Annotated in this window: 20 protein-coding genes and 2 pseudogenes; 9 read left to right on the top strand and 13 right to left on the bottom strand. The window is 60.6% G+C overall.

Translation table 11 applies throughout. The annotated features are described in order from the left end of the window. Window positions 1-160: 160 nt before the first annotated feature. Window positions 161-793 carry a response regulator transcription factor gene (locus JQ624_RS35265; protein WP_212423486.1) on the bottom strand — a complete coding sequence of 211 codons (633 nt, stop codon included), beginning with the start codon at window positions 791-793 and terminating at the stop codon, window positions 161-163. Window positions 794-1,155: 362 nt separating this feature from the next. Here JQ624_RS35265 and JQ624_RS35260 point away from each other — a divergent pair, with 362 nt between their 5' ends. Further along, window positions 1,156-1,839, top strand: a complete 684-nt coding sequence (locus JQ624_RS35260) for a helix-turn-helix domain-containing protein (RefSeq protein ID WP_212423485.1) — start codon at window positions 1,156-1,158, stop codon at window positions 1,837-1,839. Here JQ624_RS35260 and JQ624_RS35255 read toward each other — a convergent pair. Continuing rightward, window positions 1,790-2,275 (bottom strand): potassium channel family protein, encoded by a 486-nt coding sequence (locus JQ624_RS35255; RefSeq protein ID WP_212423484.1) that lies wholly within the window; start codon window positions 2,273-2,275, stop codon window positions 1,790-1,792. The genes JQ624_RS35260 and JQ624_RS35255 overlap by 50 nt on opposite strands. 218 nt (window positions 2,276-2,493) lie before the next feature. On the opposite strand from JQ624_RS35255, the gene JQ624_RS35250 reads away from it, so the two are divergent. From JQ624_RS35250 to JQ624_RS35240, 3 genes are read left to right on the top strand one after another with little or no spacing between them, the layout of a single operon-like run. After that, entirely contained in the window at window positions 2,494-3,141 is a 648-nt protein-coding gene (locus JQ624_RS35250) for a CoA transferase subunit A (RefSeq protein WP_212423483.1), read from the top strand. Between the two features lie 3 nt (window positions 3,142-3,144). Then, the gene (locus JQ624_RS35245) at window positions 3,145-3,795 is read left to right on the top strand and encodes a 3-oxoacid CoA-transferase subunit B (RefSeq protein WP_212423482.1); all 651 of its coding nucleotides are present in this window, start codon (window positions 3,145-3,147) and stop codon (window positions 3,793-3,795) included. Between the two features lie 13 nt (window positions 3,796-3,808). Continuing rightward, a complete protein-coding gene (locus JQ624_RS35240) occupies window positions 3,809-4,267 on the top strand; it encodes a MaoC family dehydratase (RefSeq protein ID WP_212423481.1) in 459 nt (152 codons plus the stop codon). 18 nt (window positions 4,268-4,285) lie between these two features. Here the strand turns inward: JQ624_RS35240 and fabI are convergent, their stop codons facing one another. From fabI to JQ624_RS35215, 5 genes are all read right to left on the bottom strand, one after another. Beyond that, on the bottom strand, window positions 4,286-5,074 hold the full coding sequence (gene fabI / locus JQ624_RS35235) for an enoyl-ACP reductase FabI (protein ID WP_212423480.1): 789 nt from the start codon (window positions 5,072-5,074) through the stop codon (window positions 4,286-4,288). Beyond that, window positions 5,071-6,285, bottom strand: a complete 1,215-nt coding sequence (locus JQ624_RS35230) for an acetate/propionate family kinase (RefSeq protein ID WP_212423504.1) — start codon at window positions 6,283-6,285, stop codon at window positions 5,071-5,073. Before JQ624_RS35230 ends, fabI begins: the two co-directional genes overlap by 4 nt. 5 nt (window positions 6,286-6,290) lie before the next feature. Further along, entirely contained in the window at window positions 6,291-7,253 is a 963-nt protein-coding gene (locus JQ624_RS35225) for a phosphate acetyltransferase (protein ID WP_212423503.1), read from the bottom strand. Window positions 7,254-7,291: 38 nt separating this feature from the next. After that, window positions 7,292-9,520: a DUF3141 domain-containing protein gene (locus JQ624_RS35220; RefSeq protein WP_212423479.1), complete on the bottom strand. Its 2,229-nt coding sequence runs from the start codon at window positions 9,518-9,520 to the stop codon at window positions 7,292-7,294. Between the two features lie 78 nt (window positions 9,521-9,598). Beyond that, window positions 9,599-10,681 (bottom strand): AI-2E family transporter, encoded by a 1,083-nt coding sequence (locus JQ624_RS35215; protein ID WP_212423502.1) that lies wholly within the window; start codon window positions 10,679-10,681, stop codon window positions 9,599-9,601. Window positions 10,682-10,838: 157 nt separating this feature from the next. Between JQ624_RS35215 and JQ624_RS35210 the strand changes: the two genes are divergently transcribed. Beyond that, window positions 10,839-11,360 carry a GNAT family N-acetyltransferase gene (locus JQ624_RS35210; RefSeq protein WP_212423478.1) on the top strand — a complete coding sequence of 174 codons (522 nt, stop codon included), beginning with the start codon at window positions 10,839-10,841 and terminating at the stop codon, window positions 11,358-11,360. 96 nt (window positions 11,361-11,456) lie between these two features. Here the strand turns inward: JQ624_RS35210 and JQ624_RS39010 are convergent. The 6 genes and pseudogenes from JQ624_RS39010 to JQ624_RS35185 form a co-directional block, all read right to left on the bottom strand. Continuing rightward, a pseudogene (locus tag JQ624_RS39010) lies at window positions 11,457-11,660 on the bottom strand (hypothetical protein); the annotation flags it as partial. Between the two features lie 176 nt (window positions 11,661-11,836). Beyond that, window positions 11,837-12,349, bottom strand: a complete 513-nt coding sequence (locus JQ624_RS35205; protein ID WP_212423477.1) for a DUF1269 domain-containing protein — start codon at window positions 12,347-12,349, stop codon at window positions 11,837-11,839. A gap of 16 nt (window positions 12,350-12,365) precedes the next feature. Next, complete coding sequence (gene cax, locus JQ624_RS35200; protein ID WP_212423501.1) at window positions 12,366-13,469, bottom strand: calcium/proton exchanger; 1,104 nt, start codon at window positions 13,467-13,469, stop codon at window positions 12,366-12,368. Window positions 13,470-13,799: 330 nt separating this feature from the next. Then, complete coding sequence (locus JQ624_RS35195; RefSeq protein WP_249130314.1) at window positions 13,800-14,930, bottom strand: ABC transporter ATP-binding protein; 1,131 nt, start codon at window positions 14,928-14,930, stop codon at window positions 13,800-13,802. Between the two features lie 3 nt (window positions 14,931-14,933). After that, a complete protein-coding gene (locus JQ624_RS35190; protein ID WP_212423476.1) occupies window positions 14,934-16,556 on the bottom strand; it encodes an ABC transporter substrate-binding protein in 1,623 nt (540 codons plus the stop codon). 120 nt (window positions 16,557-16,676) lie between these two features. Beyond that, window positions 16,677-17,503 (bottom strand): annotated as a pseudogene (locus tag JQ624_RS35185) (sugar phosphate isomerase/epimerase family protein). Between the two features lie 421 nt (window positions 17,504-17,924). Between JQ624_RS35185 and JQ624_RS35180 the strand changes: the two are divergent. From JQ624_RS35180 to JQ624_RS39000, 4 genes are all read left to right on the top strand, one after another. Further along, window positions 17,925-22,748: an NAD-glutamate dehydrogenase gene (locus JQ624_RS35180; protein ID WP_212423475.1), complete on the top strand. Its 4,824-nt coding sequence runs from the start codon at window positions 17,925-17,927 to the stop codon at window positions 22,746-22,748. Window positions 22,749-22,825: 77 nt separating this feature from the next. Beyond that, entirely contained in the window at window positions 22,826-23,146 is a 321-nt protein-coding gene (locus JQ624_RS35175) for a hypothetical protein (RefSeq protein ID WP_212423474.1), read from the top strand. Between the two features lie 328 nt (window positions 23,147-23,474). Beyond that, on the top strand, window positions 23,475-23,738 hold the full coding sequence (locus JQ624_RS39005) for an integrase arm-type DNA-binding domain-containing protein (protein WP_249130313.1): 264 nt from the start codon (window positions 23,475-23,477) through the stop codon (window positions 23,736-23,738). A 70-nt stretch (window positions 23,739-23,808) separates the two neighbouring features. Beyond that, the gene (locus JQ624_RS39000; protein ID WP_249130312.1) at window positions 23,809-24,126 is read left to right on the top strand and encodes a hypothetical protein; all 318 of its coding nucleotides are present in this window, start codon (window positions 23,809-23,811) and stop codon (window positions 24,124-24,126) included. Window positions 24,127-24,187: the final 61 nt, after the last annotated feature.

Raw genomic sequence — 24,187 nt, 5'->3', positions numbered from 1 at the left:
CATTGCACTGCGGCAAATTTCAACGGTCTGGAGACCCGCATTAGTCAACAAGCCGACGCTTTATCCGCATTGCCTTAGACACCCTGTCAGCGAGTTTTCATATTGTCCTCTTGTACAGGATCTCACCACGGGAACCCTGCCTCGGCAGACAAAATGCCGATTAGCTTCCCGAATTACTGCTAGGATCGATAAGACCGAGCCGTTCTGCATTCGAAACCAGTTCCGCGAGCGAGTGCGCCTGCATCTTCTCCATCACCTCATGGCGATGTGCTTTCACGGTGCGCTCGGTCGTTCCCAATTCCGTGGCAATTTGCTTGTTGATCTTGCCTCGCACAACCAAATCGAAGACCTGACGCTCACGCGGCGTCAGTCGCGCCAAATGAGAGAGAATCGAATCGAGCTTGCTTCGTTGGCTGCGCGCTGACTCGTAGCGCGCAAGGGCCCGCTCGATGGCGCCGATTAATTGTTCTGATGATGCCGGCTTGGTCAAGAAATCCTCGGCGCCCGCCTTGATGGCTCGCACCGTCGTCGGGGTATCGGCGTGCCCCGTAACGAAGACGATCGGCAGGTTCGATCCAAGCTCGATAAGGCGGCTTTGTAATTCCAGCCCGCTCAGCCCGGGCATTTGCACGTCCAGCAGGATGCATCCCGGCCTTTCAGCGGCCGGCACACGATCCAGCAATAGTTCGGCCGACGAATAGGTTTCGACTTCATAACCTGCAACTTTCAGCCGGCGCTGAATCGCTGTCCGAAAGGAAGTATCGTCATCAACCACATACACAAGGCCAGGCATTTTCCCCTCCTAGCCGTCAGTCAGAACCGCTGATTTCTCCTTGCCAGATCAAGTAAGGCAACCTGCCAACATCGCATCGCCTCCATCCAAGCTGTGCATCGCCAAGGCGACGATTGATCGAACTCACCAAACACTGCCTGCCCGAGACTCGGTCATCCAAATTTGGGGGCTAGGACAGCCATCCTTGCCTTTCCTGAAGGGTATTACAGACCTGTCCCTTGGTACAATGACCCTTTAGACAATAGTCAAAAATAATGCCGTCGTAGAAAATCAACTACAGAGAGAGCACGCATTCCTTCCTAAGAAATATTTCCTAGCGGCAAGACCACCGGCAACAACCATGTAGCGTTCAGGAGTTGGCCATGTTCGTCCGCATCACGACTGATCCGGCCCCCCGCCCCACTTCTCTGGGCGAACTCGGAATAGCAAGTGAGTCAAATCCGAAGGTAAGTTTAAACGAATTTACCTACAAGAAAGGCACCGAAATCTACGGCGAAAAGGAGCCGGCGGACTATGTCTATCAGGTGAAGAAAGGAGCGGTACGAAGCTACAAGCTGCTTTCGGACGGCCGGCGCCAGATTGGAGCGTTTCATCTTGCCGGCGACATCTTCGGGCTGGAAAACGGAAGCGAGCATCGGTTTACGGCGGAGGCGATCGTGACCACCACGGTTCGCCTGATCAAGCGTCGCAGCCTCGAGATGGTGGCTGAGAGCGACGCCCTTGTCTCGCGTAACCTGCTCAGCATGACCACGGACAACCTACAGCACGCGGAAAACCACATGCTCCTGCTTGGCCGCAAGACTTCGCTGGAGCGGGTCGCCGCCTTCCTGATCGAGATGGACCGACGGCTTACGGCGGCCGGCGTCATGCCACTGCCGATGTCACGGCGCGACATCGCCGACTATCTGGGCCTGACACTAGAAACCGTGTCTCGCGCGCTGTCGCGGCTGCATGAACTCGACATCATCGGATTCATCGGCAGCAATCAGCGCCAGATCATCCTTCTGGACCGGCGGCAACTCGCTGACCTCGATCTGCAGAACTGAACCAGGAAGCGCCGATCGACGCGAGATGCTCCAGCGTCTTGCGAAGCACCTCAAATAGAACCGCAGTCGACCAACCGAACATCAGGATGCCGTTCATCGCGGTCATCGGCCCAGTCAGCCGCCAGGCCTGCACTGGCGTAATATCTCCGTAACCGAGCGTGGTGTAATTGACGAAGGCGAAATAGAGCAGATCGCTGCCGGCAGGCGCCGCGCCGACGATCGCATAGGCCAGTACCCAAACGAAAACCTCCAGCGTGTGCGCCACCATCAGCGCTGCCGCGGTGCCGACCATAACGGCCATCAAGTGAAATCGCGGCCGCTCGGTGTGCCGCAACCCTGCGGAGCGAGCAATGCCGACCGCGGCGACGGTCACCAGCGCATGGATCATGATGTTGATCACGCCGACGAGTCCGCCGACCAGAAATTGAAGCACCATGGCGTTCTCTGGATGAGTGTTACTTTGGAATCCCGCCGAACCAGGCACCGAAATACCCGATGTCAAGCGCGAGCAGTTCGAGATTCATTGACATTACCACGTCCCGCGAGGAATAGCGGGAAAGCCTTGATGCAGATCAAAGGAATGCCGATGGCCCTCGCCAACATCCACATCGCTTCCGCCCTTTCACTGATCGTTTGCTGAGCGGAGTTTCCATCATGATGGCCGTTTCCGTCGAAGAAGCCGTTGCGATGATCCCGGCCGGAGCGAGAATTATGGTCGGCGGTTTCATGGGTGTCGGGACACCGGAGCGCCTGCTCGACGAAGTGGTTCGGCAGCACAAGACCGACCTCTCGATAGTCAGCAACGACGCTGCGACACCCGGCAAAGGGATCGGCAAGCTGTTTGACGCGGCTCTCGTTTCGCGTCTCACAGCGACCCACATTGGCCTCAATCCGAAAGCGCAGCAGCAGATGCTGGCCAACCAGCTTGCTGTCGATCTCGTTCCGCAGGGGACCTTCGCCGAGCGCATTCGTGCGGGCGGATGCGGTCTCGGAGGGGTGCTCACGCCGACCGGCGTTGGCACTTTGGTGGCGGAAGGCAAGCGCCAAATCGAGGTAGACGGGACGACGTTTCTGCTCGAGACCGCCATACGGGCGCAATTCGCTCTGGTTCACGCATTTCTGGCAGATTATCTCGGCAACCTCTCCTACGCGCTGACCGCGCGCAACTTCAATCCCATCATGGCGATGGCGGCCGACACGGTAATCGTGACGGCGGAGCACATCGTGCCGGTCGGCGTCATCGCACCCGACCATGTCGTAACGCCGGCGCCGCTCGTTGACTACCTCATTACGAACGGGTGAACCATGGATGGACAGACAGTCATCGCCCGGCGTGTCGCAAAAGAACTGCATGCCGGCGACCTTGTGAATCTGGGGATCGGCATTCCGACGCTGGTCGCCAACTATGTCCCGGCTGACCTCAAGGTATTTTTTCAGTCCGAGAACGGATTGATCGGTACCGGACCTATACCGGAGCAAGGTATGGCTCATCCGCTTCTGACGGACGCGGGCGGACGCCCGATCAGCGCCCTGCCGGGCGCCAGCACTTTCGACAGCGCAATGTCCTTTGGATTGATCCGCGGTGGCCATGTCGATGTGACGGTCCTTGGCGGCCTGCAGGTCGACGCGCACGGACATCTCGCCAACTGGATGATCCCCGGCAAGATGGTGCCGGGAATGGGCGGAGCGATGGATCTCGTCACCGGGGCCAAGCGGGTTATCGTCGCGATGCAGCATGCTGCAAAGGGTAAATCAAAGATCGTCGCCAGATGCACTCTGCCGCTAACGTCAACACGGCCGGTGAGCCTGGTCGTGACTGATATGGCTGTCATCGCTTTCTCCGACGGCAAAGCGAGCCTGCTGGAAACCGCGCCGGGTGTCAGCATCGCCGAGGTCCTGGCCGTAACGGAGGCCGAACTTGTCATTCCCGACACCGTCCCCGAAATGAAGATCTGACCAGGTAATGCACATGCGGATATTTAGCGACTTCAACGAGATCAAATCCGCCATCGGCACCGAGATCGGCGTGAGCGACTGGATCGACGTCTCGCAGGAGCGGATCAACCAGTTCGCGGAAGCGACCTGCGACGAGCAGTGGATCCATGTCGACCAGGAGCGCGCGAAGAAGGAATTGCCGGGTGGCACCACCATCGCCCACGGACTGTTGTCTCTCGCGCTCGCACCGCTCTTCATTCGATCGGTGATGGGCCTGAAGGGTCTGCGCAATACCCTGAACTACGGGGCAGACCGGATACGGTATCTGGCGCCGGTTCCGACCGGCTCACGGCTGCGCGGCCGCGTTACGGTCGCCGAAGCGGAGGACGTGCCGCCAGATGGCCTACGTGTGAATTATCATCTCGTGATCGAGATCGAGGGCGGCAAGCGCCCCGCTTGCGTCGCCGAGTTGATCGCCCTGCACTATCGCTGAGCGACACGCGGAAGCACGTTAATCGATGACGTGATAGCCACCGTCGATATAGAGCACGCCACCCGTGATAAGCTTGGCGCCGTCGAGCGCCAGAAATGCGGTGGCGTTTCCGACATCGTCAATGCTGACGAGGCTGCGCGACGGGGCCTTCGACTGCGCCTTGTCCATCAGTTCGTCGAATTCAGGGATCCCCGACGCTGCACGCGTAGCCAGCGGCCCGGGTGAGATCGCGTGAACGCGGATGCCCTTCGGGCCCAGTTCCGCGGCAATGTAGCGAACAGCTGCTTCCAGCGCCGCCTTCGCCACGCCCATCACGTTGTAATTCTCGACCACCATCTGGCTGCCGTAATAGGTCATGGTGAACATGGTCCCGCCATTCTTCATCAATGGCTCGGCCAGATGGGCCATGCGCATGAACGACCAGCACGAGACATCCATCGTCTTGAGGAAGCCGTCGCGACCGACGTCCACCACGCGTCCATGGAGCGCCTCCTTCGGCGAGAAGGCGATCGAGTGCAGCAGGAAATCGAGCTGTCCCCATTCCTTCGCGATCCGTTCGAACACCTGCTCCGTCTGGCCCTCGACCATGACATCCATTGGCATGAAGATCGGCGCCTCCAATGCCTGTGCCAGCGGCTCGACATGCTTTTTCGCGCGGTCGTTCAGATAGGTGACGGTGAGATCAGCCCCGAGCGCACGAAAGGCCTTGGCGCACCCCCAGGCGATTGATTGGTCGTTGGCGATTCCGACGATCAGGCCTTTCTTACCCTTCAAGGCGACCTTGGTATCCGGAAATACGGGGATCATGACACCCTCTCATGCCTGATGTTGGAAGACGGCCTGTTCACCAGCAGCGACAAGGTATGCTGGGCAATCATCAATTCCTCGTCGGTAGGGATGACGTAGACAGGAATACGGCTGTCGGAACGTGATATCAGGCGCGCGTGGCGGGAATTCTCGGCTTCGTCGAGCGTCACGCCGAGCCACCGCAGTTGTTCGGCGATCCGCGCCCGGATAAGCACCGAATTTTCGCCAATACCGGCGGTGAAGACGAAAGCGTCGAAACCCTGCAACGCGGCAGCAAGCATGCCGGCGTTAAGGCCGACCCGATAGACAAAATAGTCGATCGCCAGCTTCGCCTTGGGATCCTGGCTGGCCTCCAGTTCGCGCATATCGTTGCTGATGCCTGAGAGGCCCTTCAATCCGCAGTCGCGGTAAAGGAAACTCTGCGCATTGGACGCCGACATTCCTTTTTCCGCGATGAGATAGAGCACGACGCCAGGGTCGATTTGCCCCGGCCGCGTTCCCATGGGAAGCCCGTCGAGGGCGGTGAACCCCATGGTGCTCTCGACGCTGCGTCCCTTCTTCAGCGCGCACATGGAGGCGCCGCTACCGAGATGCGCGACGATCACCCGCCCATTTACGAGGTCGGGTGCGACTTGCGGCAAGGTTTTCGCAATAAATTCGTATGAGAGCCCGTGAAATCCGTAACGGCGCACGCCTTCGGCATGAAGTTGATGCGGGATTGCATAGTAGTCGGCGACCGCGTCATGTGTGCGGTGAAATGCGGTGTCGAAACAGGCCACTTGCGGAAGAGCTGGAAAATTGGCCAGAAGCGAGCGGATCGGGGCCAGGTTGTGGGGCTGATGAAGCGGGGCCAGCGCTACGAACCGTTCCAGCCGGGCTGCGACGCCATGGTCGAGCAGCACCGGCCGGTCATAGTCCGGACCGCCATGAACGACGCGATGGCCGACGGCCATCGGGCTGATGCGAAGTTCGTCCCGCAACCATCCACCGGCGATACCCATCGCAGCCGGAATGTCCGGGACCGATTCGATCGGATAGGCGCGCTCGGCCAGCGGTTCGCCGTCCTCTCCGCTCGCCCGCAGGCGAGGACGACTGCCTATACCGTCCATCTGCCCCTTGATCAGGCGCCGCAGCTTCCCTTCTCCCTCGACCGAAAAGATCTGGAACTTGACGCTTGACGAGCCTGCATTGACGACAAGGATCGTATCCATGGCCATCACGCTGCAATCGTTGGAGCATGCTGGCGCCGTGCATGCGCATAGAGTGCCGCCACCGCGCAGGAAGCCATCCGCGCGCGCGCGGAGTCCGCACGCGACGTCAGAACGACGGGCACCCGGGCGCCGAGCACGATGCCGGCACCATCTGCCTTGGCGAAGTAGGCCAGATTTTTCGCCAGCATATTGCCGGCCTCGAGATCGGGAACGAGCAGGATCTGCGCCCTGCCGGCAACCTCGGATTTGATTCCCTTGATCCGCGCCGCCTCCACATCGATGGCGTTGTCGAAGGCGAGCGGTCCGTCGAGCACACCTCCGGTGATCTGCCCGCGATCGGCCATCTTGCAGAGCGCCGCCGCCTCGATCGTGGACGGGATCTTGGAGGTGACGGTTTCGACCGCCGAAAGGATCGCCACCCGCGGCAGTGTGCCAAAGCCTGCTTGCGTATAGAGATCGATCGCGTTCTGGACAATGTCCCGCTTGGCATCGAGATCGGGAAAGATGTTGATCGCCGCATCCGTTACAAACAGCGTCTCGGAGTAGGCCGGCACATCCATCACGAACACATGGCTGATCCGCCGGTCGGTCCGCAGGCCGCCGACCTTCGCGGTGACGCTGCGCATCAACTCATCGGTGTGCAGGCTGCCCTTCATCAGCATCTCGCCCTTGGCAGCATGGATGAGCTCAACACCCTTTGCAGCCGAGGCCTCGCTGTGCTGGGCATCGACAATCTCGAAGCCGGAAATGTCGAGCTGGTATTTGGCGGCCGCCTCCCGGATTTTCTTTTCCGGTCCGACCAACACCGGCCGGATGATGCCTGCCGCCGCACTGTCGACGACGCCGCGCAACGAGGTTTCATCGCAGGGGTGCGCGACGATCGTTGGTACCGGCGGCACCGCCTGCGCCGCCGCGATCAGACGGTCGTACTTGCTGGGAGAGCGCGTTTGGCTTGAATCGGCTGGCATGGCGTTCATGGCGTTGCTCCGGATATTTCCAGCCAGCGTTACGATGCCTTCGCCTTGGGATCGAAAGGGGCGACGTTCGAAGCCTTATCTGACACTTTGTCCGCATCGACGCCGAACAGCTCGGCAACACGCCTCAGACGCTTGGCGACCTCACCCGAGATGGCCGCGCTGGCGGACAGCACTTCGCGAATCGCGACGAAAGCCGACTGGCGTTCACTTGCATTGTCGGGCAACAGTTTCGGTATGGCGGCCAGTGCTCCCTCCTGATCCAGCAGAAGCATGAAGAACTGCTCGCGGACCAGCATCTTGAACTTGGCCAGCGTCAGCCGCGGGCCCGAGTCGTTGCGACGAACGTTGCGCAACGCTTCAAGGCTCCGCTCGTCCACCATCCCCCTCGCCGACCCGACATACAGCAGGCCGCGAATGGCCGCCTCGCGAAGGCCGCCTTCGCCAATCCTTGATTTCAGCTCGGCGATCCGCTTCTCGAGCATTTCACGGTGTGCCGCAGACATCTCCTGCCGGCGCGACGGGGCCGATTGCGGATCAATTCCGACAGCCGCTTGCACCGCCGGCGAGCCATAGACCGCAAGGAAAGTCGCCTCGCTCAACGCCTCCTGCGAATCTCGCCAACTGTCCAGCGCATTGACGATTTGCTTGGAGACCTGCTCCTGAAAGGCCAGGAAGGGATTATCTGTCGAGACCTGCTTGCGATCCTCGCTCACCCGCTCCGCGAGCGACTTCACCATGACCATGAACGGATTCCGGCTACTGAAAGCTTCATACTGAAGCCGCAACGGATGCAGATTGCGCATCATCTCCGCCACCTGAGGTTTCACCATGCCCTTGATCCAGGGCTGGAGGTACTTCTGGTAAGCCGCGAGATTGATTTCCGATACGCGCTTGGCGGCGGCGAACCGCCGCTCATCCTCGGGCGAATTGCCGCCCATGGCACGGATATCGTCCAGCGTTCGCGCCTCGCAGCGCATGACCCACTGGCCGACGGTGAGATCGGCATTCGCTGTGTCGGCATCCTTGGCCTCGAACGTCGCTTCGTAGAGACCAGGCGGCAAAACGTCGATCAGATCGATATTGCTGGAAAATTCCGCATGTTCCTTCTTGGCGATGCCACCGGAAACGAAAATGCCGAGATGTCCGACGCTTTCGTGAACCGTATAGACGATCGTCTGGCCGTAGGCCCTGATTTCGTCGACGTCGGCGTAAAGATCGAGGATCCAGTCCAGCGCCTGTTGCGGCGGGGTAATATTGTCGCCCTTTGAGCAGAACACCACGATCGGCGATCTGATGCTGCGCAGGTCGACCGGCTGGCCGTCAGACATCTTGATCCGACCGGCGGCGAGATTGTTGCCGACGAAAAGTTCATCGACGATGAACTGGATTTCTTCGGCATTCAGATTGACGTGTCCGCCCCACCAACGCTCGAACTCGAGGTATCGGTCGGCCTCGGTATCGACCTTTGAATAGACGTTGTACTGCTTGGTCCACAGCGTATTGGAAGGATTCTGGCCCTCGAAGTTTTGCACGAGCCAAGCGCCGTCAAACTTGCCGGCTCCGAGATCGCTCGTCAGCGCCGTTAACCAGCTTCCTCCGAGCAGGCCACCCGAATAGCGCATCGGGTATTGACCGTGCACGCCCGCCCAATAGGCAAGCGGCGCGCCAGCGACGATGATGGGACCGAACAGTTCCGGCCGCAGCGACGCTAGGATCATGACGGCCCAGCCAGCCTGGCAGTTTCCGATCACGCAAGGCTTGCCGTCAGCTTCCGGATGGCGGCTGATGACTTTCTCGATGAACACCGCTTCGGCGCGCGCGATGCGCTCGATCGTCTGTCCTGGCATCGGCTCCGGCAGGAAGCCGATGAAATAGCAGGGATGACCCGCCTTCATCGCGACGCCGATTTCGCTGTCCGCCTTGAATCCACCTATCCCCGGACCATGACCTGCGCGCGGATCGACCACGATGAACGGTCGCCGGTTCAGATCAATTTCGACGTCCTTGGGCGGAATGATGCGCACGAGCGCATAATTTACCGGTTCATCCAGCTTACGGCCGTCGATGATCAGTTCGGCGGCATATTGCAGGACATGTGGCGCCGTTTGCGCGATGTGTTCCCGGTACTGGTCGCCGCGTCGACGCAAGACGTCCAGGAACAGGACGCTGCGCTGGCTCGCATCCATCATGTACTCTACGGCCGAAGCGACAAGCCCTGACATCGGGCCGCCCGGCAACGGTGCATTGTCCATCGGCATGTTTCGACCTCACTTATCGTGAAACTCACTCAAGGAGCCTGGCGGCATGGAACGTTGACATAGGTCAACGTTCCGCAATCACTCCGGCAACGACGTTGCACTGGTGCGATCGGAGTGTATCCAGGCCACCGTCAACTCCCAGGCCAGCGAGAGAATGATCGGTCCGATGAAGAGACCGACAATTCCGTGCGCGAGCGTTCCTCCGATCACTCCGATGAAGATGACGAGTGTGGGCGTCGTCAGGCCGCGCCCCATGACGAGCGGTTTCAGGATGTTGTCGAGTATGCCGACGATGACCAGGAACAGTGTCAGCAGGACCGCCGTGGTGAAATCCTTGTCGATCCAGATCCAGATGATTACGGGAAGCAGAACGATTGCCGCGCCGATCTGCACGATTGTCAGGAGCATAACCACGAAGGCCAGCAAGCCGGCGCCGGGAACGCCCGCCAGCTTGAAGCCGATACCCGCCAGCAAGGACTGGATGATTGCGACGCCGATGACGCCCTGGGATACCGCCCGGATGGTCGCACCCGCCAGTTCCAAGAAATGTTCGCTCTGCTCGGGCACGATGCGATAAAGAATGCCCCGGCCCGCCGCCACGAGCTGCGAACCGTAGGGAAAGAGAAAGCCAGCCAGCGCCACAGACAGAAGGAACTTGAGTGTCCCAACCCCGGCATTGCCCGCAAGGGCGAGTAGGGTGCCCGCAATTGGCTTCAGATGCGGAGCCACCTCGCGCAAGGCCGCTCGAATGTTGTTGGACGCTTGAACCCAGAGCTCGTAAAGCTGCGGACCGATGAGCGGCCAATTCTTGACGCCCTCTGACGGAGATGGAACCACCAGGTTGCCAGCACTCAGATTTCCGGCGAACTCTTTCACCACCTCCAGGGCACTCAAGCCAAGCCAGGTCGCGGGCCCGATGACGATCCCGAGATTGATGACGGTGAGGATTGTCGCCGCGAGCCTCGGGCGACCGCCGAGAAACTTGGAAAGGAGATCAAAGACGGGATGGAGCGCTACTGCGAGGACGATGCTCCACGCCAGGATTGGCACAAAGGGACGGATCAGAACGAACGTCCAGTAGATCAGGAAAACGAGCAATCCGAGCCTGACCGCAAGCTGGATGACGTCGTCTCCGGGCAAATACTGGCGAAGGGTTTTCAAAGACGCGCCTTCATCTGGGAACGGGCATGCGGTCGCGAAGCTACCTGCCGCTCTTGCGCAATAGTCTTGATCCAAATCAAACGAATGCACGCCGGCCCGGGCCTCATCGGCGTACGGCGATCCGAGATTGCAGCCTTGTTTGCAGACACGAGCCCCAATGTCCGAGACCAACGACTACACTGCACGCGAGCTTCTCCGCGACGGTGGCCAAATCGAAATCCGCGCGCTTCGGCGGGAGGATGAGGCTGACATGCTCGCTGCGGTCGGTATGACCAGCGCGCAATCGCTGCAGCGTCGTTTCTTTGTCATGAAGCGCCACTTCTCGGACAAGGAACGCGCCTTCTTCATGGACATCGATTTCAAGAATCATGTCGCGATTGTCGCGCTCGCAGCGGAAGCCGGGCGCACGGTCATCGTCGGCGGCGGCCGGTACATTGTCTTCGAGCCGGGACGAGCCGAGATGGCGTTTGTCGTCATCGACGCCTGGCAGGGCCGCGGCGTCGGCTCGATCCTGATGCGTCACCTCGTCAAGATCGCGAGCGATTCCGGACTGAAGGAATTGACGGCAGAAGTCCTGCCCGAGAACGCCGCGATGATAAAGGTATTCGAAAAGTTCGGGTTCAGCCCCGCCCCGCGCCGGGATCCTCAGATACTCCATCTGGTGCGGAGGCTCGCTTAGGAACCGCTTTCAGCGCGACGCGCCCGCACGCTTTCGGAATGGAGATGTCGTGAAAGATACTGCGCCTGCTTTCGGTTCCGGCACGCCGGTTCGGGTCTACCTCAGTCCCAAGGGCGAGCGCCGATAACCGCTATCCCGGGCCTCGTTCCTGCATGCGAAGCTGCCGGTATATCCCAACGCGTAGCGCCTCTGACCTTTCACGTAATAGCGCCCTTTCCCGAAATCGAGCCAGACGATCGTGTCCCCGGGACAATGGCGTTGCGCCTGGGATTCATAGCGGAATGGCGTAAGAGATTGCGCCATCGCGCCATGTGACGCAAATGAAATAAGGGCAAAAAACGTAGCGGAACAACGATGGAAGTTTACCCGCATGTCGCGCCTGTTTCGTTGACTTCAAAGCACTCCATGCCGATTACCCACGCGTGCAAGCGTTGGAAAGAACCGCGCCTGCCGGTACCGCTCCGGATACGAAATGTTCATGAAGGCAAGGACGGAACTGCCGCCTGGACCCCGGCCAGGGCGGCCTGCAACGCCGCTTCCTTGGTGTGGTCGAGCGACGTCTTGAGTACCGTACCACCTTCACCTCTGAGCCCCTCGAGCACTTTGTCTGCGGTGACCTTCCGCACCAGCACGAACAGTGCCGCGGTTCCAGGCTTGATGGCAGCAGCGGTCTCCTTCATCCATTTGTCGTCGATGCCCACATCGGTCAAATAACCGCCCAGCGTACCGGACGCTGCGCCAAGGGCCGCACCGGCCAACGGCATCAAAAAGATCAGACCGATAAGAGTTCCCCAAAAGGTGCCCGAAACCGCGCCGGCGGCGGTGGTGTTGATCAGTTGATTTAGCTTGATGCCCCCGTGCGTGTCCTTTACGGCAATCGCCGCATCGCCCAACTCGATCAGATACTCCTTCTGCATGGCCAGCAGTTTCTGACGAACTTCCTCCGCCTTCGCCTCGGTGGGAAACGCGATCACAACGAGATCACTCATTTGCAGTCCTCCTTTATCACGCCGCCCCCTGCGACCCCGGCGGAACCATGTAGAGAGTCATGGCGAATATCGCGTAGATGAATAGCAGCAGAGCGCCAATGAACCACGCCGAACGACCGCTGTTCGTAACGAAGGTCGCCGTCACCGTAGAGATCATCACCATCGTCACGGCACCCGGCCAAAACTGCAGATCCATCGGTTTGGGCCCGACGACGTAGCTCAGGAGCACAAGCACCGGTGCAACAAACAGCGCGATCTGGGACGCGCTTCCGAGCGCGATGCTGACGCTCATGTCCAGGCGGTTCTTGCGCGCGGCGGAAAAGGCCACGGCCATTTCAGCCGCAGCACCGACCAGGGCCACGATGATGAACCCGACGAAAGCCGGGCTCATCCCCAGTGTCGTCGCCGCGTGTTGCACCGACTCAACGAAGATTTCGCTCACCAGCGCCACCAACACGGTGACAACGAGGAGTGTGCCGACCGCGAGATTGATCGGCCACTTCGCTTCCCCCGCCTCGCCGTGATCCTCGCTCGCAAAGAGTTCCTTGTGCGTCTTTAGGGAGAACAGCAGGCTCAATCCGTACGCCACGATGAGCAGGATCGCCAGGGCAGCGCTGAAATTCTGGGCCATCACCTCGGCGCGCGCCAAATCGAGTCCGGAGACGGCTGCCGGAGCAAGGAGCGCGATCGTCGCCATTAACAGCAACGCCGAGTGCATCCTGCCTCCGGCGCGATTGTACTCCTGAACATGGTACCGGAGTCCGCCCAGCAGAAAGGATGCTCCCAGCATGAAAAGGGAATTAGTGACGATAGCGCCGGCAATCGATGCCTTCACCAGCATGTACTCTCCGGCGCGGAGCGCGGTGATGGCAATGATCAACTCGGTCAAGTTTCCAAGCGTCGCGTTCAACAACCCGCCGACTGCGTCACCCGTCTTTTCGGCGACCGCTTCGGTTGCATGACTAAGAAGGGCGGCAAGCGGAACGATCGCGAGGACGGCGAGCAGAAACAGGAGCGTATGGGCCGCAGGCACGACCCTGGCGGCGATCAGCACGGCCGGCACACATATCAGCATCCACAGCAGCGGGGTCTCCCGGATCTCCCTTAGCAGAGGGTTCATGGTTTTGGCCGCCTCCATGTCTGATCATCGTCAAAGCGAATTGATGCTTGACGTCGCCAACGTCGGCTTGCGCCGGAATGAAGCGACGGCCAGTCGTCCGTGATCTCTGCGGACATGGAGCGTAGAGCAAATCGCCGCCACACCACTCTTGTTGATCTAGATCAATGGACGGCTGCGTCGGATCTGGAGCAGTAAGTTTCGCGCTCGCGCGGCGAGGGTTCGCGGCCGTCGTGCCAATCTCGTTGACTGGCGAGGTTGCTATTGTCCGAGCGCTTCATGGATATGAGGCTTGCCATGGCTGAAACACCCAAGCTCTCGGTCGAAAAGGCGCTAAAAAAATTGCGTGCTGCCGATGCGCCAAAATCCAAGAACGCAGGGCTGAGCGAGAAAACTGAAGCGCTCGAAGACGAGATAAAGCGCATGAGAGCGCAGAGACTTCGCCTGGATCGAAACCAACGACGTTCGACCAAGAGTGATTGAAATTATCATTGACTTGCGCTGGTGGGATTGTCCGGTCGTCCTCCTGCCCCGAAGTAAGCAAAACTGCACCCTCCTGTCGTTCTGGATCGATCTGAGTTCCACGCAGCCGAACCTTTTATCGCTCGCCGCGGGCGCAAAAGCGCAGCCTTGCGGCATGGCCTTCGGATCCGGCACGGTGCCGGCGATGGCGGTGAGCCGACGGCGCGGGCCATCGATGGGCGGCAGCGATCCGATAAGTCCATGTGCGTAAGGATGGCGCGGATCATCGAACAACTCCGCCGACGGCGCCTCCTCCGCCACACGGCCCGCATACATGACCGCGATGCGGTCGCAGTTTTCCGCGACCACACCAAGATCGTGGCTGATGAGCACAATTGCCATGCCGGTCTCCCAGCGCACGCGCCGGATGAGTTCGAGAATTTGCGCCTGAATTGTCGCATCAAGCGCCGTCGTCGGCTCGTCCGCGATCAGCAGATCCGGGTTTCCAGCCAAAGCCATCGCGATCATGATGCGCTGGTTCTGTCCACCGGAAAATTCGTGCGGATAGGCGGAAAGCCGGCGTTCTGCATCCGGGATACCGACGAGGTCCAGCAGGCGCCTGGCTTCGGCGTGGATCGCTGCCCCCGAAAGCCCCCGATGCAGCGCAAGGCTTTCGCCGACCTGCCGGCGAATCGTGAGTACTGGATTCAATGCGCTCGCCGGGTCCTGCAATATCATCGCGACACGGCCGCCGCGCACCCTGTCCATGTTAGAAGGCGACGCGCCGAGAATTTCGGTGCCTTCAAGTTTCACGCTGCCGCTGACGGCCGCGGTCTTCGGAAGGAGACCGAGCGCCGCTAACCACGTCACCGACTTGCCAGAGCCGGATTCGCCGACGAGCCCGACCGCCTCGCCGCGACCGACACTCAAGCTTATGCCGTCCAGCACCTTTACTCCGTTAAAGGCGACCGTCAGGCCGTCGAGCGAAACCAGCGGCTGCATGTCTCAAACCTCGAAATTTCCGGCGCGGAAATCCATAGCAAAGGCCGGAGCAGCCTTCCACTTGATGGACTTCGGCTTCGCGGTGAAGGTCGCGTTCTGGTGCAGCACCGTATAGGCCGGATCCTCACGCTCACAAATCTCAAGCATGCGGCGGAAAGCCGTACGGCGCGCCGCGCGATCGGTCGAAGTCTCCAGGAATTCGGAGAGCTTGTTGGCTTCCGCGTTTGTGAATTCCCCGATCTGCTGCTGCTGTCCATTCGGTCCGTGCTGGGCGACGAGCGAGGAGACCGGATCGTTGAATGGCGCGGAATTCGACCAGTCGCGCACTGCGCGCGTCGGCGTCCGCTCCATGATCTGGGTCCAGTTCTCCTTCGTCTCGATCTGGACGTTGATGCCCACAGCCTTCATCTCCACCAGCACCTGCGCCGTTGCGACCTGATTGGTGTAGTAGTTGTTGAGCAGCCGGTAGGGAATCGGATCGCCCTTGTAATTGGCCTGCTTCAGCAGATCCTGCGCAATCTTGGGGTTGTATTCCGGCACGGTCCAGTCGGACTGGAACATGTCGGCGTAGAACTCCCATTGCAGCCCACGCGGAACGCGCGTGCGTCCAGCCCAGAGGCTATCGACGATCGCCTGCCGATCAATCGCATGCGTGAAGGCACGACGCATCAGTGGATTGGCAAGTTGCGGATGGTTCTTGTCGAACACCGTAAGCCGGTGGTTCATGATTGTGTCACCCTGAACCTCGAAGGCCGCGTTCTTCTCGATGCCGGCAATTTGATCTGGTGGAATGTCGCAGGCGAACTGGTACTGGCCGGACACAAGGCCATTCACGCGGCTTGATACTTCCGGTACCTCGACGAAACGAATACGTTTGATCGGCGGACGATCGCCCCAGTATTCATCATGCGCCTCAAGCGTGAGCGACACGTCCGGCTTGAACTCGACCACCTTATAAGGACCGGTCGTAATCGGCCTTCGTGCCCGGTCGAGATAGCTTCCCGCCTCTTCCCAGCCGCGACGGCTCATGATGTCGGATCCGTAACGCGACAGCCGGCCCTCCAGTGTTACATCGGGTGTGGCATTGACGAAGCGCACCGTATATTTGTTCACAATGAGGTCGGGCCACGCACGGCGCGCCGCGGCCGGCACTTCCGCCGGCAATTCCTTGCCGGGGCGCGGCGTGGGGATCTGCTCAAACGCTTTGATGGTACTCCGATTCTTGGCTTCTGTATTTGCGAACATGCGCGCGCGACTGAAGCTGAAGATGACATCCTCGGCCGTCAACTCATCGCCATTGTGGAATTTTACGCCCTGGCGAAGCTTCAGTTCGACGACCTGATCGTCGACACGGCGCCATTCGGTAGCGAGTCCCGGCCTCACGCTGAGGTCGCCGCCCCAGTTCTTGCTGATCAGAGCCTCCCACAAGGAGGAGAAAAACACGCGCTCGCCGACATTGGACTGCTCGCGCAATACATCAAGCGTGTTGGAGTTCGTGATCTTCTGAACCGCGATATTGATCGACGGACGACTGTCAGCCTGCCCGATCGATATACGCGGCAAGGCAAACGCACCGGCGGCACCGACGCCGAGGCTCAGAATCGAACGGCGGGTGGGACGGATCATGAATCGTTCCCCTTTCATGGGACAAACAACAATGTGTACGGAGATCGGCGCCGCGGTTGTCGCGCGTATCGTCGACCTATCATTCTCCCGAGCAGGCGCGAGGCGACGCCTGCTCGACTTTCACACCGCGAGGCCGAGCGCCTCGAGATACGCGGCACCACGACGAATGTTCGTCTGATCCTTGACCTCGATCAGAAGACGCGGCTTGCTCGACAAACGGCCGAGCGCCCTGAACACGGCAGCCCAGCGCACGGAGCCATCACCCGGCAGCCAATGACGGTCCGAGTAGCCGTCGGTATCCTGGATGTGGACGTGGGCGAGGTCATCGCCGGCGGCATCGACGTAATAGTCGACCGGTGGCGCACCGGTGGAAACATGCGCGTAATGCGCATGTCTGGTATCGATCGAAACCCGAACCGCGGCGCTGTTAAAGCTCCTGGCGAGCACGACGCGAGCAGTCGGGTCTTTGTCCTCTATGTTTTCGATGACGAGTTCGCAACCGATGTTTTCAGCACGCTGCACGACGTCCTTGAGTGTCAAATGGACCCGTTCGGTGAGTGCATGCCGGGACCCCGGATTGATGTCCAGATTGTTGTAATCCCATGTCGTGAAGGGCGAGTGGATAACCATCTGGGTCGCACCGACCATCTCGCACGCCTCTAGGCCCTGCAAAAGCCGCTTGGTGACGACGGAGCGGATGAGCGGATCCTGGCTGTCGATCTTGAATCCCCAGAACGGGCCGTGAATCCCAAGCCGGCCCGTGTAACCGTCGAGCAGCCGGCGGATCTCTGCGCCCACTGAACGCCAATCCCATCAAGCGTCTCACTGCTGAAAAAATCCTGAACTTCCAGATCGCGCTGCTTCTCAAGAATCCAGTCGCGTTGAATGGCGAGTGTCTCTTTTGTCAACGCAGCGCCGAGGATCGGCGCGTCCGAACTTGCGGCCATGGATACCCCAATAGCTCGATCATGCTTCATGCAGGGGAACTAATCGAGCAACGTGACGGACTGATGAATTGCACCGGCCAGCCTCACGATCGCGGGCTGTTTCCACGATCTAGTGTTTGAAGCGTTGGCATGTCGGTTGTTGGCGAAACGACCGCGAAAAACGCGTGGACCTGCGGTCCTCTCTGGGCGGCCTCTTTGAAGCCACGGGCGGAGGAATTAATGGGTCCCTGCATGGATTTTTTGCTCGCGACACCTAGGCGCCAGCGCTCTGGGAACGTAGTATTGTTGTCACGAGGTGCGTCGAAGCTTTGAGGCCGAGGATTTCGCGTACGCGCTCGATCGCGGTCAAGGCAATGGCGCTCGAAGAAATGCACTCCAGAATCAAGCTGATGACCGCGACTGCGGTTGGACGGCGCGGCAAATGGAGGACATTATGGCGTGGCGTGACGACAAGGCCCGGGCAACCCTGATCCACGATGCGGCGGGCGGCGTGCAGCCGGGCAAGAGCCCCCGGGCATTTGCTGAGCCTTTGTTCGGCTACACCAATATCGAGGACCTCGCCAATTACGATGCCGCCTCGCTTGCCCTCCTCGCGGAGCATGCCTGGGAACACGTGCAGCGGCGCACGGCGGGCGGCGCCGATATCCGGGTGGTCAATCCGATGATGCCGGACGGGCGCGAGATTTCCGTGCTCGAAATTCTCAACGACAACATGCCTTTCCTGTTCGATTCCACCATGGCGGAGCTCGCCGAGCAGGGCATCGAAGTCACCCTCGTCGCTCACCCGATCATCGCCGTGGAGCGCGATGACCAGGGCAAGCTGCTGCGCTACTACGGCGAAGCACTGCCGGAGGGAGCAAAGGGTACGCGCGAAAGCCTGATTCATCTCCACATCAATCGCCTGGACGCCGATACCGATCGCCAGAAGCTGATCGATGGCCTCACCAGGACGTTGAACGACGTCCGCGCCTGCGTCATCGACTGGCGCGCCATGCGTGACCGCGTCGAGGAAGCGATCAAGACCTTCTCTTCCAATCCGCCGCCGCTGCCGATCGACGAGGTCGCCGAAGCCAACCAGTTCCTGCAATGGCTCTGCGCGGACAATTTCACCTTTCTCGGCGTACGCGAATATCGCTTCTCACCCGACAGCGATGCGTCGGACATCAAGACCCGCGAAGGCCTCGGCATCCTGCGCAATTCCGATGTCAAGGTGCTGCGCCGCGGCAATGAAATGGTGGTGATGACGTCGGAAATTCGCGAGTTCATGCGCGAACCGACCCTGCTGATCGTCATCAAGGCCAATGTCTCCAGCCGCGTCCATCGCCGCGTCCGGATGGATTATGTGGGCATCAAGCTCTATACGCCCGACGGCCGGCTCGAGGGCGAATTGCGCGTCGTCGGCCTGTTCACCTCAGGCGCCTATACCCGCTCGGTACGACAGATCCCTTATGTCCGCCACAAGGTTTCGCGGGTGCTCCAGCGCGCCGGCTTCGACTCAAGCGGCCATTCCGGCAAGGCGCTGATGCATATTCTCGAAGAATATCCGCGCGACGAACTGTTCCAGATCGATGTCGACACTCTCTACAATTTCGTCATAGAGATCCTGATCCTCTACGAGCGCCCGCGCGTCCGGGCGCTGGCCCGGGTGGACAAGTTCGATCGCTTTGTCTCCATCCTCACCTTCATTCCGCGCGAGAAATACGACACCGACGTCCGCACGCGCGTCGGTACCTTCCTGGCGCAAGCCTACAAGGGGACCCTGACCGCCTCCTACGTATCATTCCCTGAAGGGGCGCTTGCGCGCGTCCACTACATCATCGGACGCTATGAAGGCAAAACGCCCGTCGTCGAGCGCGCCACGCTCGAAGCCGGGATCAGCGCCATTGCCGCGACCTGGGCCGACAAGCTGAAGGCCGCGCTCGCTGCGTCGACCGATGGCATGCGGGCACGCATGCTCGCCAGCCGTTATGCCCAGGCCTTTACCGGCGGCTATACCGAGATATTCAGCGCGGAACGGGCGATCGCCGATATCGCCACCATCGAGAAGCTCACGCCGGCCCGTCCGGTGGCGATCTCGGTTCACCGTGACGAGAGCGAGGAAGATCCCAGGCGCTTCGGCCTGAAGGTGTTCTCGGATGCCGCACCATTGTCGCTGTCCTATCGCGTGCCCGTGATCGAAAATCACGGCCTGCGCGTTGTCAACGAACGCACCTATCAGATCGTGCCCAGCACGACGCTGGAGCCGATATGGCTGCACGATATGACGATCGAGACCGGCGACGGCCAGCCAATCGAGATCAGCCCGGAATTCAACCGCCGCCTGGAAGCCTCGATCATGGCGGTGGTCGGCGATCGCGCCGAATCCGACGGATACAATGCCTTGATCCTGCGCACGGCGCTGGGCTGGCGGGAAGTTTCGACGATCCGAGCGCTGTCTCGCTATCTGCACCAGATTCGCGCTCCGTTCAGCCAGGACTACATGTGGGAGACCTTGCGCAAGAACGCCGCGATCACGGCCAACCTCGTCGCGCTGTTCCAGACCCGCCTCGATCCACGCCTCGCCTCCACGGAGGCCGAGCGCTCGGCACGCGAGACGGCCCTGCTTGCCGAGATCGAGGAGCAGCTCAAATCCGTCGCCTCGCTCGATGAAGACCGCATCCTGCGCCGCTTCACCAATCTGGTGCAGGCAACCATCCGTACCAATCTGTGGCAGGTCGGCGAGGACGGACATCCGCGTCCGGTGATCTCCTTCAAGTTCGACGCGCGCCGGATCGACGACCTGCCCGCTCCACGACCTCTCTACGAGATCTTCGTCTATTCACCTCGTGTCGAAGGTATTCACCTGCGCTTCGGCAAGGTTGCGCGCGGTGGCTTGCGCTGGTCCGACCGGCCGCAGGATTTCCGCACCGAGATCCTCGGCCTCGTGAAAGCGCAGCAGGTCAAGAACGCCGTGATCGTGCCGGTCGGCGCCAAGGGCGGCTTTGTACCCAAGCGCCTGCCGCCGCCTTCCAACCGCGACGCCTGGCTCGGGGAAGGCACCGAAGCCTATCGCATCTTCGTGCGCTCGCTGCTCGACCTCACCGACAACCTCGACGGCGACGCCGTCGTGCCACCCGACTCCACCGTGCGCCATGACGGCGACGACCCCTACCTCGTCGTCGCCGCCGACAAGGGCACCGCCACCTTTTCCGACATTGCCAACGCGATCTCGGCCGAGAAGACCCACTGGCTCGGCGATGCCTTTGCTTCCGGCGGCAGCCAGGGCTACGACCACAAGAAGATGGGGATCACGGCGCGCGGCGCCTGGGAAGCGGTCAAGCGCCACTTCCACGAGCTCGGCACCGACATCCAGACCATGCCGTTCACCGTGGTCGGCGTGGGCGACATGTCCGGCGACGTTTTCGGCAATGGCATGCTGCTCTCGCCGGCGATAAAGCTTGTGGCGGCTTTCGATCATCGCGACATCTTCATCGATCCCTCGCCTGATCCTTCGATGAGCTTCGCCGAGCGCAAGCGTCTGTTCGACCTGCCGCGATCGAGCTGGCAGGACTATAACAAGTCGCTGATCTCGCAGGGCGGCGGCGTGTTCTCGCGCCAGCTCAAGGCGATCCCGCTCGCTCCGGAAGTGCGCACCCTGCTCGATCTCGACAAGCCGCAAGCCACGCCTTTTGAGGTGATGACGGCGATCCTGACGGCGCGCGCGGACCTATTGTGGTTTGGCGGCATCGGCACCTATGTTCGTGCCTCCGGCGAAAGCGACGATCAGGTCGGCGACCGCGCCAACGATCCGATCCGTATCACGGGCGGCGACGTGCGCGCCCGGGTGATTGGCGAAGGTGCCAATCTCGGCGTCACCCAGCGCGGCCGCATTGAAGCGGCGCAGAAGGGCGTCAAGCTCAACACCGACGCCATCGACAATTCGGCTGGCGTGAACACGTCTGACGTCGAGGTCAATATCAAGATCGCGCTGGCGCGCCTCGAGCGCGAGGGCCGCCTCAGCCCCGCTGACCGCAACAGCCTGCTTGCCGCAATGACCGACGAGGTCGGCGCGCTGGTGCTACGCAACAACTATCTGCAGACGCTGGCGCTCTCGCTCGCCGAGCGCAAGGGCGTGGCCGAGACCGGATTCCTCACCCGCCTGATGCAGTCGCTCGAGCAGCGCGGCTTGCTCAGCCGCGCGGTGGAGTTCTTGCCCAACGACGCGGCGCTCGCCGAGCGCACGCGGCGCGGCCAGTTCCTGACACGGCCCGAGCTTGCCGTGTTGCTCGCCTACGCCAAGCTGACCCTCTACGATGACCTGCTCATCACCAACGTGCCCGATGATCCCTACCTTGCCCGCGAACTATCTCAGTATTTTCCGCGCGAGGTTCAGGACAAATTCCCGACAGCGGTCGAATTCCATCGCCTGCGGCGGGAGATCATCGCGACCAGCCTCGCCAATGCGGTGATCAACCGCGGCGGCCCCGCCAGTGTCGTGCGCCTGATCGACGAGACGGACGCCGATATCCCGACCATCGTCATGGCCTACGTGGCGGTCGATGAATGCTACGGACTGAAGTCGCTCAATGACGCGATCGATGCACTCGATACCCGCATCGACGGGCAGGTGCAGCTGTCCCTTTACGCTTCTGTGCAGGACCTCCTGCTCTCCCGCATGGTCTGGTACGTGCGCAACGTCGATTTCAAGGACGGGCTGGAGGCCGTCGTCGCGCGCTTCGGCCCGGCTATCCGCGAGATCGTCGCCGGGCTCGACACCACCCTGCCGCCGGACTTGCAGGCCGCACGTGCCAAGCGTCGGCAGGATCTGACCGATGCCGGTGTCCCGGCCGGCCTCGCCGGCGAACTCGCCGATCTCGACGCGCTGGTCTCGGCACCTGACATCGTGACGGTTACGGAGCGCACTACGCGCGCCATCGGCGATGCGGCGGCGACCTTCTTCGCCGCCGAGGCGAATTTCCGTCTCGACCGTATCATCGCTGCCGCGCGCAGCGTGCCGGCAAACGATTATTTCGAACGCATGGCCATTGATCGCGCCGTTGAGCAGATCGCTGTTGCCGAAAGAAGACTGGCCGCGGATATGCTGGCAAGCGGCCAGTCCGGCCAGCAGGCCGTCGAGACCTGGCTTGCGGCTCATCCCGAAGCGATGCGCATCCGCCGCTCGGTCGAGGAGATTGCGGCCAGCGGCCTGACGCTCGCCAAGCTGACGGTGGCGGCGAACCTGCTAGGGGACCTGGTCAAAGCCTGAGGGCGTGCGAGGCAGCGATGTGAATCTCTGAAGTGCAATGCTAGCGCAGGTTGCTAGCCGGCGAACGGAGGAATCCAATGATCCACGCTACTTGCCACACCGCCGATAATGTCCGCTGCATCGAGTTCGATGCCACACCCTGGTTCAGCGAGGCTGACGCTCCGAGCATTGTCGATCTGGCCCAACGAGGATGGGCCAGCACCGCGATTGCAAATTCCCTCGAGCGCCGACGAGGATACGAACGCTTGCACGACCTCGTTGAGTATGCGGCGAAGCGACTGCAGTCGGAATCCCTGGAGGACCCAACCTGGGAAACCTTCGAGTGCGTCGTCGATGGGCCCGAGGCCGTGGCCTGGCTCGAGAAAAACCGGCCCGACGTCGTGGCAAGGATCCCGTAAGCCACGGGAAGCCGGCAATGGCGACGATTGATCGGGGCATCGCAAACGAAGCGAAAATGGCGCGCCCGAAAGAGATTCGAACTCCTGACCCCCAGATTCGTAGTTCAAAAATATCTCTTCGCTGCATTTCTCAAATGTACGCCACGTCACGACAAGACCTCACGTAACATTTTAAGGCCTTTCTCGCATATCTTCGTACTCTCTCGCGTGCAAACCTCCGAACTCCCCACTCCGCCAAAGCCGTTTGAAAACTGTTTTAGTCCCTGGATCTCCACCATGGGTTGATGTCCGGATTCTGCTGACCGATAAGGCAATCACTCGATTACCCATGCCGGAAGAAGGCTGGTACCTGGCCCGGGATACCGAACTCAAGGGCTTCTTCGTTGTCGTCGGAAAGCGGAAAAGGACATTCACCGTCCAGGCCGATCTAAGACAGGGAGGAAAGCGCGCTTCTTCGATCCGAGTGGCGATCGGCGATGCCGGCGAAATATCGACACGTACTGCGCGCGCAACAGCCAACGACTATCTGGCTCAAATCAGCCGAGGACAACATCCGAAAGACGAAAGGCGAGGCTCGGCAGCCGGTTTCTGAAGGTGAGGCGGCCATCCCTTCGGGAGGGGTCGCGTTAAGACAGGCTTGGGAGCGATACCGAGATGCCCACATGGTCCGGAAGGGTCGCAGTGAGCGCACAATCGAAAGCTATCGCGATCACGTTGGGCGCATTTTCAAAGAGTGGCTCGATTCGCCACTGCGGGAGCTGGGCTTAGACCCAGCCAAAGTGGTCACGATGCATGATAACATTACTCAAGAGAACGGCCCCTATATCGCGAACGGCAGCATGCGGACCTTGCGCTCCATCTATAATCATGCTCGCAAAGCGCATAAATCACTACCGGCCGACAACCCTATCAATGCGATCGATTGGAACGGGGAAAAACGTCGGGACACGGGAATGGGTACTAGAGCGCTTTCCGCTTGATTTGAATCGGAAGGGTTATAGGGGGTTCCCTCGGGCGCGCAAATCAGATTCGGTTCCTCCA

Source organism: Bradyrhizobium sp. AUGA SZCCT0283 (assembly GCF_018130385.1).
GTDB lineage: Bacteria > Pseudomonadota > Alphaproteobacteria > Rhizobiales > Xanthobacteraceae > Bradyrhizobium.
This window is presented reverse-complemented; position numbering and strand designations above follow the sequence as displayed.

Excerpts from the sequence above, each read along its gene's own strand:
- JQ624_RS35265 (WP_212423486.1), bottom strand. The coding sequence starts at position 793 with ATGCCTGGCCTTGTGTATGTGGTTGATGACGATACTTCCTTTCGGACA.
- JQ624_RS35260 (WP_212423485.1), top strand. The coding sequence starts at position 1,156 with ATGTTCGTCCGCATCACGACTGATCCGGCCCCCCGCCCCACTTCTCTG.
- JQ624_RS35255 (WP_212423484.1), bottom strand. The coding sequence starts at position 2,275 with ATGGTGCTTCAATTTCTGGTCGGCGGACTCGTCGGCGTGATCAACATC.
- JQ624_RS35250 (WP_212423483.1), top strand. The coding sequence starts at position 2,494 with ATGATGGCCGTTTCCGTCGAAGAAGCCGTTGCGATGATCCCGGCCGGA.
- JQ624_RS35245 (WP_212423482.1), top strand. The coding sequence starts at position 3,145 with ATGGATGGACAGACAGTCATCGCCCGGCGTGTCGCAAAAGAACTGCAT.
- JQ624_RS35240 (WP_212423481.1), top strand. The coding sequence starts at position 3,809 with ATGCGGATATTTAGCGACTTCAACGAGATCAAATCCGCCATCGGCACC.
- fabI (WP_212423480.1), bottom strand. The coding sequence starts at position 5,074 with ATGATCCCCGTATTTCCGGATACCAAGGTCGCCTTGAAGGGTAAGAAA.
- JQ624_RS35230 (WP_212423504.1), bottom strand. The coding sequence starts at position 6,285 with ATGGATACGATCCTTGTCGTCAATGCAGGCTCGTCAAGCGTCAAGTTC.
- JQ624_RS35225 (WP_212423503.1), bottom strand. The coding sequence starts at position 7,253 with ATGCCAGCCGATTCAAGCCAAACGCGCTCTCCCAGCAAGTACGACCGT.
- JQ624_RS35220 (WP_212423479.1), bottom strand. The coding sequence starts at position 9,520 with ATGCCGATGGACAATGCACCGTTGCCGGGCGGCCCGATGTCAGGGCTT.
- JQ624_RS35210 (WP_212423478.1), top strand. The coding sequence starts at position 10,839 with ATGTCCGAGACCAACGACTACACTGCACGCGAGCTTCTCCGCGACGGT.
- JQ624_RS35205 (WP_212423477.1), bottom strand. The coding sequence starts at position 12,349 with ATGAGTGATCTCGTTGTGATCGCGTTTCCCACCGAGGCGAAGGCGGAG.
- cax (WP_212423501.1), bottom strand. The coding sequence starts at position 13,469 with ATGAACCCTCTGCTAAGGGAGATCCGGGAGACCCCGCTGCTGTGGATG.
- JQ624_RS35195 (WP_249130314.1), bottom strand. The coding sequence starts at position 14,930 with ATGCAGCCGCTGGTTTCGCTCGACGGCCTGACGGTCGCCTTTAACGGA.
- JQ624_RS35190 (WP_212423476.1), bottom strand. The coding sequence starts at position 16,556 with ATGATCCGTCCCACCCGCCGTTCGATTCTGAGCCTCGGCGTCGGTGCC.
- JQ624_RS35180 (WP_212423475.1), top strand. The coding sequence starts at position 17,925 with ATGGAGGACATTATGGCGTGGCGTGACGACAAGGCCCGGGCAACCCTG.
- JQ624_RS35175 (WP_212423474.1), top strand. The coding sequence starts at position 22,826 with ATGATCCACGCTACTTGCCACACCGCCGATAATGTCCGCTGCATCGAG.
- JQ624_RS39005 (WP_249130313.1), top strand. The coding sequence starts at position 23,475 with ATGCCGGAAGAAGGCTGGTACCTGGCCCGGGATACCGAACTCAAGGGC.
- JQ624_RS39000 (WP_249130312.1), top strand. The coding sequence starts at position 23,809 with ATGGTCCGGAAGGGTCGCAGTGAGCGCACAATCGAAAGCTATCGCGAT.